Below are 14,918 nucleotides of genomic sequence, written 5' to 3'. Positions count from 1 at the left end.
ACCGGGGACCGTCGGACGCCGCGCCCTGACATGGTGGCCGTGCGCGTGCTCGTCCGGGGGCTCACCGCTCACCTCGGGCGGCGGCGTGGGCGAGCGCGGCGGGGACGAGGAAGGTCACGGACACGGGGAAGGAACGCTCCTTCGGGTCGGCGTAGCGGCGGCGCAGCGCCTCGGTCTCGGCGACACGCTGGGCGGGGATCGCGCGCAGCCGCTCCTGCAGCGCTTCGTGGTCCTTGCGGAGCTGTTCGCGCTGCTCCTTCTGCTCGTCCTCGAAGAGGCTGGGCTGCTGCCAGCGCGTGGTCTCGGCGAGCGCGGCCTCGATCGAGCGCTTGAGCTCGTCGAGCACGGCTTCGATCGCGGTGACCTCCTCCTCGCAGCGTTTGTCGAGCAAGGCGCGGATGCTCCGTTTGCGCTGTTCGGCCCGGTTGGCCAGGCGTCTGCGCAAGGGCTCTGCGAGGACGGGCCGCCAGAGTCCGGTGAGCTGGTCGCGCATCCGCGGTGGTATGGGCTGTTCGGAGGCCGCCGCCAGCCATTGGTCGATCTCAGCCTCCCGGGTGGGGACGAGCTTGCCCGCGTCGATGAGTCCTCCGGCGTACACGATCTCTTCGTGCAGGCGGGTCCCGGCCGAGCCGGTGATGACGACGCGGCCGTGCGCGACGACGGCGGGGACGCGGAGCACGTCGCCCGGCACGACGCGGGCGGTGACCCTCGACAGCTTGGAGCCGCCGCTGTCGTGGCCTGGGGCAGGCGCGGTGGTGTGCCCGTTCTCCCGCGCCGTCGCGTGTCCGTTCACCTGCCCGTTCACCGGTTGCGGAGCGGACGCGGTCGCCCGCCCGTTCGTCACCGCCGGCTCGGGTACGGACGCCGACTCGGGAGCGGGCGTGCGGCCGGCGCCGTCGGCGGCGTTGGCCCATAGTTCGGCGCGCAGCAGGCGCATGCACATCTGGACCAGGCGGTGCCCCAGGTGCAGCAGGACGATGTCACTGCGGCCCGCCACCGCCTCGGAGGCGAAGGCGACCAGGCGTTCCTGGCCGGTGAGCGGATGTAACAGCCCGTCGTTGCGGGCCTGGGCCCAGGCGCCGGGCAGTTCGGGCAGCCGGAAGCACGGCGCGGAGACGCCCTCCGGGGCCTCGGCGGGGATGAGGTCCTTGCGGTGGGCCAGGCGCAGCGCGGTACGGACAACGCGTTCCACCGTGGCGGAGGTGAGGTTCAGCTCCGTGCGGCTTTCGGAGAGCTTGCCGGCCAGGCGGGACAGCTCGCGGGCCAGGTCACGCTCCACCTTGAGCCGCGCCCGGGAGGCCTTCGCCGCGATCTCGGTGTCGGTGGCCCGCCAGTCGACGCGCCTGCCGAGCATCTTCTCCTCGACCCGGGCGGCGATGACGTCTCCGGCGCTGCCCAGGTCCTCCCTGATCTGGTCGACCTTCTTCGCCGCTATCCACAGGAAGGCGAGTTCGTCCTCCAGTGACCCTTCCATCGAGCCGGGGACGGCGTTCTCCCAGCCGCGCGGCACGAAATGCCGGATGTCCACCTGCGAGGCGGGCTGGCCGTGCCGGTCGACGCGGCCGTTGCGCTGCTCCAGACGGTTGGGGTTCCACGGGATCTCCCAGTGGAGCACGCGGTGGCAGTACCTCTGGAGGTTGATGCCCTCGCTCGCGGCGTCGGTGGCCAGCAGGACGCGCACCGGGTTGTCCGTGCCGGGGGCCTCGGTGAACTCGGTCTTGATGCGCTCGTGCTCGTCGCGGTCCTGCCCGCCGTACAGCAACTCGATGCGGTCGGCGGGGTAGCCGGCGGCCAGCATCTGCTCGTGCAGCCAGCGCTGGGTGTCGCGGTATTCGCTGAACACGATGACGCGTTCGTCGTTCCACTCGCCGCCCGGCCGGACCAGCGGGTCGAGCCAGGCGCGGAAGGCGGCGAACTTGGCGTCCGGCCGGTCCTGCGCGTCGCGGGCCCACTTCAGCAGGTCACCGAGCAGGTCGCGCTCCTCCGCGGTGAGCGGGCGCATGAGCTGCCGCGCGGCGGTGAGGGCCGCCTGGGCCGCGGTGGCGTACGCTTCGTCGTCCTCGGCGGTCACGTCGAGATCGTCGATCAGCGGCCGGAGGAGCCTCACTCCGGCGTCCCCCTCGCGCCCGGCGGCGAGCTCGGCCTCCTTGGCGAAGGCGTCCTCCTTGGCCGTCATGGTGGCCAGGTGCGTCTCGACCGTCTCGGCGAACGCCTTGGGGGAGGAGAACAGGCGCTTCTTCAGCAGGCTGACGACGAAGTCGGCCGCCACTCGCCCCGTCCCCGCCGACCGTGACCTGGCGTATCTGGTGAGCTGTTCGTGCGCGGTCGTCTCGGCGCCGGAGTAGTCGACTTCCAGATAGTCCAGGCACCGCTTGGGAAACAGGGCGGAGCCGTTCCATCGGGGCGGCAGCTCGCTCTTGAGACGGCGCACCATCGCCCTGGCGAGTTGATCCTCGGTCGGCTTCACGCCCCGGGCGAACCGCTGGTCGTCCAGCAGTTCCAGCAGCGCGGTGAAGGACTCGAGGTAGCCGTTGTGCGGGGTGGCCGACAGGAACAGCCGGTGCTCGCAGTGCGGGGCCAGCTCCCTGATCGCGGCCGTCCGAAGCGAGTCGACGGGATAGGCTCCCCGGCCGGCCGGGGAGCAGGTGTGCACCTCGTCCACCACCAGCAGGTCGAACGTCCGCGGGTAGCGCGGGACCGGGGGGAGCAGCTCACGCAGCAGCCGCATCGGCCGGGTGCGCTTGAGCCAGTCGATGCTGACGATCAGGCGCGGGTAGTGGCTCCACGGGTTGGCGTACAGGCCGCGCGAACGCCGGAGGTCCTTGAGCAGAGTGCTGTCGACGATGCGGAAGTCCAGGCCGAACTTGTCGCGCATCTCGTCGCGCCACTGCAGGGTCAGGCTGGCCGGGCAGACGATGAGCATGGTGCGGGCGCGGTGCCGGAGCATGAGCTCCTGCATGACGAGCCCGGCCTCGATCGTCTTGCCGAGGCCCACGTCGTCGGCGATGAGCAGATTGGTGCGCGGCATGGACAGCGCCCGCACCACGGGGTCGAGCTGGTATGGCTCGATCTCGATGCCGGACCGGAACGGGGCTTGCAGCGCCGTCTTGTCGGCCGACGCGATCGCTCCCCAGCGGACCGCGTCGAGGAACGCCGCGAGCGACTCGGGGGCGTCGAAGCCGTGCTCTGGGCTGGGCAGATCCTGTTGCTCGTGCACGACCGCACCGGGTTCCAGCTCCCAGATCACCCGTAACTCCTCGTCACGGGCGTCGTCCTCGACGCTGACCAGCGTCACCAGGTGCTCTGGCGCGCCGGTGGCGACATGCGGGTCGCTGCTGGCCACGCTGCTGCGGAGCACGTCGGCGACCACCCACGGACGGTTGCGTACCGTGACCAGTTGGCCCTGCGCCGGGATGCCGTCAACCGCCTGCGCCGCTGCATGGGCCATCACTGTGCGGTCTCTCCTCGTCGTCGGGGGGGTACGCGAGTCGTGAGTCTCGGATCTGGCCTTCGTGTGGTCGTCGCCCACGCCCGGCGAATAACTCCGCAAAGGCCACGCCAAAGGTCTTAATATTTCTCACGGCGTGGTGGAGGTCAACAACGTTCCAATGAGCGGTTGGAGTTTCGTTATCGAGACCGCCGGGGAGGGAAGGCCGGCATGCCGCGACTCGGGCTGGCCCGCGAGGCCCTGAGGCAATTCAGCAAACTCGACAAATCCGCCCAAAAAGCAATTTCTGATGTGGTCGCCTCGTTCACCGCCCGCGATCGCTGGGTTCTGGTGCGAGTTCCCCAAGCCCGCGACCGGCGGATACGCCTGCTTCACCTGGCGGGCCCGATGGACGGCGGCACGTATGGCGTGATGCTGTCCTCCGCGGACGACCTCTACCTGCTGCTGGCGATACTGCCCCACGGCGAGGCGGTCCGGTTCGCGGTGACCATGCGGGCCAGCGTCAACCTGGTGACCGGTGTGCTGGAGCTGCGGCACGACACCGGCCTGGAGCACTACCGGACGGCGCTGCACCACGAGGCCGAGGCCACCAGCGCCCGCCTGTTCGAGCACGTCACCGACGCGCAGCTGATCGAGCTCGGCATCGACCCCGAAATCCGCGAGCTCGTCCGGCTGCTGGTGACCCGTGACCATCTCCTCGCCCTGCAGAACCTGATCCCGCGGATGCAGTTCGAGGCGCTGCTCGCTCTCGCCTCCGGAGCCTCCTACCCACGGGCGCACGCGGAGGTCAGGGCATACGCGGCCGAGCAGATCGCCGGCCCGGTTGACCCCGCCGACCTGGCGACCGCCATGCGCCGTACCCCCTCGGACGTCGTCCTCGTGGACGACGCCGACGACTGGCGGGAGATCCTCGCCCACCCCATCGACGCGTGGCGCATCTTCCTGCACCCCGACCAGCGGGCCCTCGCCTACCGCGACGGCTTCACCGGCCCCGCACTGGTCACAGGCGGGCCTGGCACCGGAAAGACCGTGACCCTGCTGCACCGCGCGCACCACCTGGCCAAGAGGTACGCCGACGAGCCCGGCACCCCGATTCTCATCGCCACCTTCAGCCGGAACCTCGCCGGCGCTTTGCGCTCGCAGCTGAGACTGCTCATCCGTGACGACGACGTCTACGACCGCATCCGGGTCTCCACCCTGGACTCCTTCGCCTACGAGATCGTCAAACAGGCGCGCGGGTACGAGCCCGCGGTCATCGACGACAGGACCCTGCGGAGCCGCTGGGCGGCCGCCGCCAGGGCCGTCCACGCCACGTTCACGGCCCGCTTCCTCCAGGAGGAGTGGCTGCGGGTCATCCTCCCCCAGGAGATCCGGACCCTCGCGCAGTACCTCGGATGCGACCGCCCTGGTCGCGGGCGTCCGCTCTCAGTCGGGCAGCGGCACATCGTGTGGGAGGCCGTCAAACGGGTCACCGCCGAGCTGGCCGACCGTGGGGAATGGGTCCATCCCCAGTTGTGCGCGCTCGCGGCCGAAGAACTCTCCCACATGGAGCCGGCTCCGTACCGTCATGTCCTCGTGGACGAGGTACAGGATCTCCACCCCGCGCACTGGCGGCTGTTGCGGACCGCGGTGGCTCCAGGCCCTGACGATCTCTTCCTCGTCGGCGACCCGCACCAGCGCATCTACGACTACCGGGTCTCGCCGGCTTCGCTGGGCATCAACGTGCGTGGGCGCGGCCGCAAGCTCAAGATCTCGTACCGGACGACCCAGCAGATCCTCGCGTGGGCCATTCCCCGGCTCGGCGAGCACCCGGTCGCGGGGCTGGACGGGGCCGCCGACGACCTCGCGGGTCTCCATTCACCGACCAACGGTCGCAGGCCGATGGTGCGGGGCTTCACCGATCAGGAACAGGAGCTGGCCGGCCTCGTCGAGCAGATCAGATCCTGGGAGGCCGAAGGCGTCGAACTCGCCGCGATCGGGGTGGCATCCCGATCGCACGAGCTGGTCAGAGCGGCTCAGCGGGCCCTTCAGGCGGCGGCCATCGGCTCTGTGGACCTGGAGTCGGATGTGTCCTCGGACGGCCTCCGGATCGGCACCATGCACGGCATGAAAGGCAGGGAGTTCCGCTGCGTCGCCGTCATCGGTGTCCGGGCGGGGCTGGTCCCCCTGCCGGGCGCGATCACGCCGCAGGAAGAGGATCCGATGGTGCACGAGCGGGACGTGCAGCGCGAGCGGTGCCTGCTGTTCGTGGCCGGCACGCGCGCCCGTGACTCCCTGTACATCTCATACTCGGGCACGCCGAGCGCGTTTCTGGAAGAGGGCTGAATGCGTCCGGTGCGGCTTCACATCCATAACATCCGCGCCGTCCAGGACCTCAAGATCCATCTCCGGCGGTTCGGCGCTCTGATCGCCGCGAACAACGCGGGGAAGTCCACCGTCCTGGACGCCATCCGGCTGTTCTACGGCGACCTGGACTGGGAGCCGCGCAGGGATCTGCCGTGGAGACACGACGGTGGCGCGTCCTTCGTAGAGGTCGAGTACGAACTGGACGACGAGGAGGCCGAAGAGCTCACCGAGCACGCCGACGGTGCCCGCTTGACCGTGCGCCGGTACTTCGGAGACCGGCCTGGTACCGCCGGTCTCGTGGCGGAGGATCGCCGCACGGACGTCCATTACGCGATCCGGCGCGGCGAGCCGCCCCTCGCGTGGCGGTCGCCCGCCATCGGCCGATGCGTCTACGTACCCGCTGCCGCGCGTCTTTCCGACTACACCACGCTGGCCGGCTCCTCGCCACTGCGCGATATCCTGGAAGCGTCCACGTCAGGACAGCGGGTCGCGCGAGCGGTGAGCGAGGTCGAGGCGAGCCTTGGACGGCTCAAGGATGCGCTGATCGCGGAGGCCGATCCCGTCACGACCATGTCCCACCGGCTGAGCGACGTCCTCGGAGCATGGAAGCTGAAGCCGGAGATCGCCCTGGCCGAACTCACGCCTGACACGATCCTGCGTCACTACGTCGAACTGCGGCTGATCGCGGACGGTCAGGACATGCCTCTGGACGCCCAAGGCATGGGAGTGCAACGCGCGATCATTGTCGGGTTGATCCAGATCGCCGCGGAACTGCGTGGACGTGCCGGATACACCAAGGCATCCGATCTGCGATGGGTGGTGTTCGAGGAGCCCGAGCTGCACCTGCATCCCGCGCAGATCGCCGGCCTGGCACGCGACCTGCACAAGCTGGCGGCGGGTCCGGCCACCGCGGTAACGATCACCACCCACGACCCCACCATGCTCGCCTCCGCCGCCGACGGCATCGACTCTCTGGTACGGCTGTACAGGTCCGGCGGCGGCGTGGCAGCCGCCTTCCTGGCGCCCGACGACGTCGATGCGGCGCTGGATCGCGTCGATGAGCGCTCCAGATACGCCCAGGCCGCGCAACGGTGCTTCAGACAGGCGCAGCCCAGCCGATCTCGGGAGCTGCGGCAGGCCCGTCTGCTCAGCGAACTTGACGGCCAGCGCGCGGCGGCCTTCTTCGCGGACCAGGTGATCGTCGTCGAAGGGTTCAGCGACGTGGTGTTCTTCAACTGGTTGCGCTCCAAGGGCCTGCTCCAGCGGATCGGGGCCAACGTCGGAGTACTGGACGCCTTCGGCAAGTACGAACTTCACCGCGCGGCGACGACGCTCTCGATGTTCCAGATCCCGCACGTGGTCATCTGGGACGGGGATGCCCATGGCAGGACAGGAGACGATTTCGTACGGGCGGTGTGCCGGGACGAAGCCGCATGGGAGGCATTGCGGGCCGCCGCCAACGACCCTGGCTCATGCACCCTCGGCGGCATCCGGCTGGCCGGAGCCGTTGAGACCTGGCTTGGCGTGAACGCGGAAAAGAGTAACGCCTGGAAGGCCGGCAATCTACTGGCCGAGCTCAACGAACAGTTCGACCTCAGCGGATCTCTGGTCAGAGAGCGGGCCGACGCACTCGTGGCCGCGATCGCGGACCTGTTCGACGGCCGGGACATGTCTCGTCACGCCAGTGCGCCCACATTCGCCGGCTGCCTTCTCGCCCCGCCGTTTCCGGCTCCGACCAGGGATTTCGCGGCCGAACTTCGTCGGCTCCCGCTGCCTCGCTGCCGCTGCGTTCGCTGACCGCTTCGGATCCATGTCCATGCGAAGGCGCTCCGGCCGCCTGGCCGCCGGAGATCTGTCATTGATGCTAGCGATTCTAGGCGACTACAACATTCAGCCTGTTACGATCATTTACTTTACGTAGTGACGGGAATGGGGAGCATGATGCCGCTGCGTTCCTGCCCGACTCCTGAGAGAAGGCGCATGCGATGAGCAGCACCGTCCACCTTTCGATTCGCGTCCCTTGGCATGACTCTGGCTGGTCCGGCAGGGTATGCCGGGATCCGCTGGGGAACGCCTCGTGCATTCTGCTCGGGAACGTGGGCGAGCGCCGGCAGGACGACTACGAGGTCGCGAACGCGGGTAAGCCGCTGAGCGAAGTTGACGCGTCCCAGATCGCCTGTGTGGGCGAGCGCGGCACCTTCCTCAGCCCTCACCCTTACCGACTGGTCAGCGAGCACCCTTACCGCCGCTCTGCGGCGTTGAAGGGGCGGATCCAGCCGACTCCCTTGACGGTTCCCGCCTATGGCGCTCATGCGATCCCGTATTACTGGCTCCTGCGCAAGGGCATCGTCGACGTTCTGAGTGAGTTCGACGTCGACTATGACGACGAACTGGAGGAGAGGGTCGACGAGGCGCTGGGATTCAGGCCGTCGTGGATCATCCACGGCGACAACCAGCAGGCAGTGATCAAGCGGTTCTTCGACGACGTCAGCCCGCTGGAGTCGCTGGTCTTCTTCTACGTCAAGCACTCGCCCTTCGATGAAGCCCGCGCCGGCGGCCCCCTACTGGTCGGCGCCGCGCGGATCACAGAGATCCAACTGCCCGGACCGTGGAAGACGGAGGGGAGGACCGCCTTTCCGAACCACATGTGGGAGACGACCGTTCTGCACTCCCTCCGGCCCGATGGCAGCGGAGGCATCCTGCTGCCGGTGGCGGAAATGGCCGAACGGGACGCACGAGGGGAGGACGTGGTAGAGGCTCTGGCATGGGCGCCGGCAACCGGAGGACGTGAATTCTCCTACGTCACCGAGCACGTCTCGCACGACACCGCGATCGCCGCGCTGGAGCAGCTGTACGCCGCGGCCCGGCGATGCGAGAAGCTCGGAATCGACGTACCGGAATCGTCCCTGACGTGGCTGGACGATCGCATCGGCGAGCTCTGGCGCATGCGAGGCCCCGCTCCCGGCCTCGGCGCGGTCCTCGGCGCCTTGAAGTTCAAGCACAGCAAGGTACTCGCCCGGGCCATCGCGCGGCACACTCCCGAGCACGTTGATCCCTGGGACGTGCTGACCGACGCCATCGCCCACCCAGATCGCTACCCCGAGGAGGTGAGCAAGCAGATATCGGAGCCTCATCGCCGAGCTTGGCGGACGTTCAGCGAGGAGCAAGTCGCCGTCCTGCGGCTGCTTTCGCGCTTCCAGCTCACGACCGATCAGGCTTCCGCGCTTTTCCGGTCCACGACCAAGATCGATCTGGATCACGATGAGCTCCTCGCCGACCCCTATTTGGCGTATGTCTGCACAGTCGGCGAGCAGGTGCCGGTGCCCTTCGATGTGATCGACCGCGGTTGTTTTCCGCGGGCCGCCATTCGCACGCGCTTTCCCCTCGCAGATCCGAGCACGATGAGCGACGGCGGGGACTCCCGGCGGGTGCAAGCACTCTTGGTTGCGGTGCTTGAGGAGGCCGCCGCCACTGGTGACACCCTGGTCACACTGGCGCATGTCATCGAGAGGATCGAGGCACGGCGGCTGCCCGAGCCCTGTCCGATCTCCGAGGAGCTTCTCCGAGCGTACGAGTTCCACCCAGACCTGCTCCAGTACGACGTGGACTCCCCAGCCTGGCCGCCGGTGACCGGTACGAGACTCGATGACGGAACACCGGCTTTCAAGCTCACACGGCTGGAGACGACCGCGTACGTGATCAGACAGGCGGTCGATTACCAGATGGGCCGACCCCGCATCGCGGTTCCGTCCGGACTGGCGGATGAGTTGGACCAGGTGCTCGGCTCTTATGAGGCGGAGAGCGACTCCGACGCCGAGACCGAGCAGCGAGCGCGGAACGAGAAGAAGGCCGCCCTGGCCGAGCTGTACGCGGCTCCGTTGAGCGTGCTCAACGGCCGGGCGGGTACTGGCAAGACCACGCTCATCAAGGCGCTGGTCATCCGCGAGGAGGTCAGAGGCAAGGGAGTGCTGCTGCTGGCGCCGACAGGCAAGGCGCGGGTGCAGCTTCAGAACAAGGTCGGGCTCGAAGCGCATACTGTCGCTCAGTTCCTGACCAAACACAAGCGTTACCACCCCGAGACCGGCTCATATCTCATTCGTGGTGGCGAAGCGCGCAAGGCGCCGTTGTACGGAACAGTGGTGATCGACGAATCCTCGATGCTCACGGAGGACCAACTCGGCGCTCTGCTCGACGCTCTCGTGCTTCCCGATCGCCTGATCCTGGTCGGCGATCCGCGACAGCTCCCGCCGATCGGCGCGGGCCGTCCCTTCGTCGATCTGATCCAACGGCTCACCGCCGGTGCCGACGTTCCCCGATTTCCCCGGGTCGCTCCTGGATATGCCGAGCTGACCGAACTGCGTCGGCAGAAGGGGCAGATTCGCGATGATCTGATGCTCGCGGCGTGGTTTTCCGGGGACGAGGTTCCGCAGGGGTTCGAGGAGGTCTGGGAGCGGCTGCGCACCGGCGTGGAGATGGACCGCCTGGCATCTCTTGCCTGGAATGGCGTACGTCCCTTGGAAGTCGTGGACCGCGCTCTCGCTGACGGGCTGGGCGTCACCGGGCCGGCCGCCTCCGCTCGCTTCGACATCTCCTACGGGGGCAAGGAAGCCGGACAATGGGTCCAGTTCCCCAAAGGCAAGGACGGAGCCGCCGCACGTTGCGAGGAGTGGCAGATTCTGTCGCCCACCCGTGGTCACGGTTGGGGCACCGTGGAGATCAACCGGCACCTGAAGCGCGCACATCGGCAACAGGCGCTCGATGCCGCGTCGAAGTCCGACCGACTGCGCACCACGCCTCGCCCCATTGGGAGTGAGCAGATCGTGCTCGGCGACAAGGTGCTGAACAATCGCAACGGCAACCGTGACGCCTACCCGAAGGGGACTGGCCTGGACTATGTGGCGAACGGTGAGATCGGCGTGGTCGTCGGCCAGATCACCAAGCCCGGCGGCAAGCCGAGATGGACGCACATCGAGTTCTCATCCCAGGTCGGCACGACATACAGCTATCGGGGAGACGATGAAGATGACCCGACGCTGGAGCTGGCATGGGCGATCACGATTCACAAGTCGCAGGGCTCGGAATTCAAGAAGGTCTTCGTCATGCTTCCCGGCTCAGCTCGCAGGCTGTCCAGGGAGATGCTCTATACCGCGCTCACCAGGCAGCAGGATCAGGTGGTCCTCCTGCATGAGCGCTCGATCGACGAGTTGCTGGAGCTCACCGTCTCGACCAGCTCGGAAACGGCCCGCCGGCTGACCGACCTGTTCTTCCTGCCGGCCCCGAAGCCGGTCTTCTTTCCGGACGGGTCTCCAGCCGGCACACTGGATTCAAGGCTCATCCATCTCACGGGAAACGGCACCCTGGTTCGCAGTAAGAACGAGGTGATCATCGCTGAGATCCTTGACGAGCTGGTTCCCGGCTACTGGAGCTATGAGACTCCGCTTACGCTGAACGGGAAGACTTACCGGCCGGACTTCACGATCCGCGTTCCGGACGGGCGAACGCTCTACTGGGAACATCTGGGCATGATCGAGAGCCCTACGTACCGGGAGTCCTGGGAGCGCAAAGCGCTCTGGTATGAGCAAGGCGGGGTGCTTCTCCATGAGATGGGCGGCGGACCGCAAGGCTCACTCATCCTCACATCGGACAACCTGGATGGCGTGGACGTGCCGCATTGGACGGAGCTGGCGAGAAAGGCCATCGGCCCGATCGGCGTGCCGCCCGTCCTGCCCGCCAAGAGGAAGGTCAAGAAGACGCCGCCAGGGGCCCGGACGTAAGGCGGGTCGTAGGAAGCCGGCGCCCGGCAGGGAGGGAATGGCCCGGGTCAGACCGAGGTTAGTTCGCGGTCGTGGGTGGCGAGCCAGTCCTCGTCCCAGTCGAGTTCCTTGCGGAGGCAGACGGTGGTGCCGTTGCCGGGGGTGATGTAGAAGGAGATCTCGTCGACGACCGACTGCATGATGAGGATGCCGCGCCCGTGCTCGGCGTCGCCCGAGGGGTACTGCCGGGGGATGGCTCCGAGCCCGAGGCCGTTGTCGACGACGCGGAGCTCGCAGCGGCCCTGGCCGATGGCGGCGGTCACCGCGTAGCGCTTGGACGGCCCGCCGTGCCGTACGGCGTTCGCGCACGCCTCGGAGGTGGCAAGGAGCACGTCGGACACGCAGGACTCCGTCACGCCGATGCAGCGAAGGGTGTCACCCAGAACCCGCCGGACCATCGGGATGCCCATGGCATCCCGCGGCAAGGCCAACGAGAACTCAATATCCACCGGACTCCTCCGCGACGCCGAAAGCCACGTGGGGGAGGTTCCCCGGAGAATCAGGGCTAACCGCAGAATCACGCTGTTGTTATTTAGTGTTGGTCAGACGCTTGCTTTCTGATCCGACCGAATTTCCCTTTTGCGTGATCTGGTACGTCGTTGGGACCGGAGGAGGGAACTTACTCCGCCTCGACCCGCACAGAGTAGTCCTCGATGACGGTGTTGGCGAGAAGGGTCTCGGCCATCTTGCGGACCTGCGCCAGCGCCGCCTCGTCGGCCGGCCCGTCGAGCTCGACCTCGAACCTCTTGCCCTGCCGTACCTCGGTGACGCCCGAGAAGCCGAGCCGCGGGAGCGCCCGGGCGATCGCCTGCCCCTGCGGATCGAGGATCTCCGGCTTGAGCATGACGTCGACGATGACGCGTGCCACGTGTTCCTCCCGTTCGTGTCGCCAGCCCCCGCTGCGGGTCCGGCCTGGTCCGGCCTGGTCCGGCGGCACCAGCCTAACGGTGGCGGCCCCGTCGCCGGTCCCCGCCCCGGTGCCGCGCACAGGGGACCCCTGCCTGCACACTGGGGGGCCGAAGGGTGTGCGACAGGGTGTGCGACAGGGCGCATCGGGAACGGGAGAAGTGTGGAAGACGGGGTGGCCGGTCTTGCGCAATGGCCTGTGATGTCTGCCACCATGTCCCCAAACGCGCTCGTACCACCACCAGTAGGTATGAACGCGGGTCAACTGGCCGGAACCTCGGTGGCGATCCCATCGGCACGGCCCTGAGCGCACAGGAGCGGCACGTGATATCCGACGCCTCTGGTGGTGCCGAGGCACCCCCCGAGCTCGTCCAGCTTCTCACCCCCGAGGGTGAGCGCGTCGAGCATCCCCTTTATGACATCGACCTGACGCCCGAGGAGGTGCGCGGCCTCTACCGCGACCTCGTCCTGGTGCGGCGCGTCGACATGGAGGCCGTGGCACTCCAGCGGCAGGGCGAACTCGGCATCTGGGCCTCGCTGCTGGGCCAGGAGGCCGCCCAGATCGGATCGGGGCGCGCCCTGACCGACGCGGACATGGCCTTCCCGACCTACCGCGAGCACGGGGTCGCCTGGTGCCGCGGGGTCGACCCTGTGAACCTGCTGGGGCTCTTCCGCGGCGTCAACCACGGAGGCTGGGACCCCGCCGAGCACAACTTCCACCTCTACACGATCGTCATCGGCAGCCAGACTCTGCACGCCGTCGGCTACGCGATGGGCATCCAGCGCGACGGCGCCGACGCCGCGACGATCGTCTACTTCGGCGACGGGGCCACCTCCCAGGGCGACGTCAACGAGTCGTTCATCTGGGCCTCGGTGTTCAACGCTCCGGTCGTGTTCTTCTGCCAGAACAACCAGTGGGCCATCTCCGAGCCGCTGGAGAAGCAGTCGCGCATCCCCCTGTACCGCCGGGCCAGCGGGTTCGGCTTCCCCGGCATCCGCGTGGACGGCAACGACGTCTTCGCCTGCCTCGCCGTCACCCGGCAGGCGCTGAAGAACGCCCGCGAGGGCCAGGGCCCCATGCTGATCGAGGCGTTCACCTACCGCATGGGCGCCCACACCACCTCCGACGACCCGACGCGCTACCGCGTGGCAGGGGAGCTCGAGGCGTGGAAGCTCAAGGACCCCATCGAGCGCGTCAAGGCGTACCTGTTCAAGAACCAGTTCGCCGACCAGGACTTCTTCGACTCCATCGACGCCGAGGCCGCCGACCTCGGCCGGGACGTGCGCAAGCGCTGCCTGGAGATGCCCGACCCCCACCCGCTGGAGATCTTCGAGCACGTGTACAGAGAGCCGCACGCACTGCTGGCCGAGGAGCGCGAGCAGTACGCCGCGTACCTGGCGAGCTTCGAGGGAGGCGAGCGATGACCACGCTGACGCTCGCCAAGGCGATCAACGAAGGTCTGCGCACCGCCATGGAGGACGACCCCAAGGTCCTCATCATGGGCGAGGACGTCGGCAAGCTCGGCGGGGTGTTCCGCGTGACCGACGGGCTGCAGAAGGACTTCGGCGAGAGCCGCGTCATCGACACCCCGCTCGCGGAGTCCGGCATCGTCGGCACCGCCATCGGCCTCGCGCTGCGCGGCTACCGCCCGGTGTGCGAGATCCAGTTCGACGGGTTCGTCTTCCCCGCCGCCGACCAGATCATCACCCAGCTCGCCAAGATGCCGCTCCGCTCGCTCGGCAAGATCAGCCTGCCGATCGTCGTGCGCATCCCCTGCGGCGGCGGCATCGGCGCGGTGGAACACCACAGCGAGTCGCCGGAGGCGTACTTCACCCACACCGGCGGACTGCGAGTGGTGTCCTGCTCCAACCCGGTGGACGGCTACCACATGATCCAGCAGGCCATCAGGTGCGACGACCCGGTCATCTTCTTCGAGCCCAAGCGCCGCTACTGGGACAAGGCCGACGTCGACCGGGACGCGGAGCCGCTGCCGTTCGACCGCGCCCAGATCGTGCGCCCGGGCGCCGACGTGACCGTGCTGGCCTACGGCCCGATGCTGAAGACCTGCCTGGAGGCCGCCGCGGCCGTCGAGGAGGAGGGCCGCTCGCTGGAGGTCATCGACCTGCGCTCGCTCAACCCCCTGGACACCGGCCTGATCTTCGAGTCGGTGCGGCGCACCGGCCGCTGCGTGGTGGCCCACGAGGCGCCGGTCTTCTCCGGTCTCGGCGCCGAGCTGGCCGCGCGGGTGACCGAGGCGTGCTTCTACAACCTGGAGGCGCCCGTGCTGCGCGTCGGCGGCTTCTCGACGCCCTACCCGCCGTCCCGGCTGGAGGACGACTACCTGCCCGACCTGGACCGGGTGCTGGACGCCGTCGACCGTACCTTCGCCTTCTAGGAGGGGCTC

The 14,918-nt window shown here is 68.2% G+C and carries 8 protein-coding genes; 5 read left to right on the top strand and 3 right to left on the bottom strand.

Features of this window, described 5'->3' with window-relative positions; all coding sequences use genetic code 11:
* Nucleotides 1-61: 61 nt before the first annotated feature.
* On the bottom strand, nucleotides 62-3,448 hold the full coding sequence (drmD, locus tag ACZ6QO_RS33095) for a DISARM system SNF2-like helicase DrmD (protein ID WP_465856604.1): 3,387 nt from the start codon (nucleotides 3,446-3,448) through the stop codon (nucleotides 62-64).
* Nucleotides 3,449-3,658: 210 nt separating this feature from the next.
* Here drmD and ACZ6QO_RS33090 point away from each other — a divergent pair, with 210 nt between their 5' ends.
* From ACZ6QO_RS33090 to ACZ6QO_RS33080, 3 genes are all read left to right on the top strand, one after another.
* A complete protein-coding gene (locus tag ACZ6QO_RS33090) occupies nucleotides 3,659-5,773 on the top strand; it encodes a UvrD-helicase domain-containing protein (RefSeq protein WP_465856602.1) in 2,115 nt (704 codons plus the stop codon).
* The gene (locus ACZ6QO_RS33085) at nucleotides 5,774-7,591 is read left to right on the top strand and encodes an ATP-dependent nuclease (RefSeq protein WP_465856600.1); all 1,818 of its coding nucleotides are present in this window, start codon (nucleotides 5,774-5,776) and stop codon (nucleotides 7,589-7,591) included.
* A gap of 188 nt (nucleotides 7,592-7,779) precedes the next feature.
* Nucleotides 7,780-11,568, top strand: coding sequence for an AAA family ATPase (locus ACZ6QO_RS33080; protein ID WP_465856598.1), 3,789 nt, complete (start codon nucleotides 7,780-7,782; stop codon nucleotides 11,566-11,568).
* A gap of 47 nt (nucleotides 11,569-11,615) precedes the next feature.
* Here ACZ6QO_RS33080 and ACZ6QO_RS33075 read toward each other — a convergent pair whose 3' ends face one another.
* Both ACZ6QO_RS33075 and purS read right to left on the bottom strand, forming a co-directional pair.
* The gene (locus ACZ6QO_RS33075) at nucleotides 11,616-12,005 is read right to left on the bottom strand and encodes an ATP-binding protein (RefSeq protein ID WP_465856798.1); all 390 of its coding nucleotides are present in this window, start codon (nucleotides 12,003-12,005) and stop codon (nucleotides 11,616-11,618) included.
* A 221-nt stretch (nucleotides 12,006-12,226) separates the two neighbouring features.
* The gene (purS, locus tag ACZ6QO_RS33070) at nucleotides 12,227-12,475 is read right to left on the bottom strand and encodes a phosphoribosylformylglycinamidine synthase subunit PurS (protein ID WP_465856596.1); all 249 of its coding nucleotides are present in this window, start codon (nucleotides 12,473-12,475) and stop codon (nucleotides 12,227-12,229) included.
* A 365-nt stretch (nucleotides 12,476-12,840) separates the two neighbouring features.
* On the opposite strand from purS, the gene pdhA reads away from it, so the two are divergent.
* Together pdhA and ACZ6QO_RS33060 are read left to right on the top strand one after the other, a co-directional pair.
* On the top strand, nucleotides 12,841-13,938 hold the full coding sequence (gene pdhA, locus ACZ6QO_RS33065; protein ID WP_465856796.1) for a pyruvate dehydrogenase (acetyl-transferring) E1 component subunit alpha: 1,098 nt from the start codon (nucleotides 12,841-12,843) through the stop codon (nucleotides 13,936-13,938).
* Nucleotides 13,935-14,909: an alpha-ketoacid dehydrogenase subunit beta gene (locus ACZ6QO_RS33060; protein WP_465856594.1), complete on the top strand. Its 975-nt coding sequence runs from the start codon at nucleotides 13,935-13,937 to the stop codon at nucleotides 14,907-14,909. Before pdhA ends, ACZ6QO_RS33060 begins: the two co-directional genes overlap by 4 nt.
* The last annotated feature ends 9 nt before the right edge of the window (nucleotides 14,910-14,918 follow it).

The sequence above is a fragment of the Sphaerisporangium sp. NPDC049457 genome (genome assembly GCF_055586705.1).
Note: the sequence above shows the minus strand (reverse complement) of the source record. Positions and strands in the feature narration are given on the sequence as shown.

What these genes read in the sequence shown, in the direction of transcription:
- ACZ6QO_RS33080 (WP_465856598.1), top strand. Translation starts at nt 7,780, where the DNA reads ATGAGCAGCACCGTCCACCTTTCGATTCGCGTCCCTTGGCATGACTCT.
- ACZ6QO_RS33090 (WP_465856602.1), top strand. Translation starts at nt 3,659, where the DNA reads ATGCCGCGACTCGGGCTGGCCCGCGAGGCCCTGAGGCAATTCAGCAAA.
- ACZ6QO_RS33060 (WP_465856594.1), top strand. Translation starts at nt 13,935, where the DNA reads ATGACCACGCTGACGCTCGCCAAGGCGATCAACGAAGGTCTGCGCACC.
- ACZ6QO_RS33075 (WP_465856798.1), bottom strand. Translation starts at nt 12,005, where the DNA reads ATGGTCCGGCGGGTTCTGGGTGACACCCTTCGCTGCATCGGCGTGACG.
- drmD (WP_465856604.1), bottom strand. Translation starts at nt 3,448, where the DNA reads ATGGCCCATGCAGCGGCGCAGGCGGTTGACGGCATCCCGGCGCAGGGC.
- ACZ6QO_RS33085 (WP_465856600.1), top strand. Translation starts at nt 5,774, where the DNA reads ATGCGTCCGGTGCGGCTTCACATCCATAACATCCGCGCCGTCCAGGAC.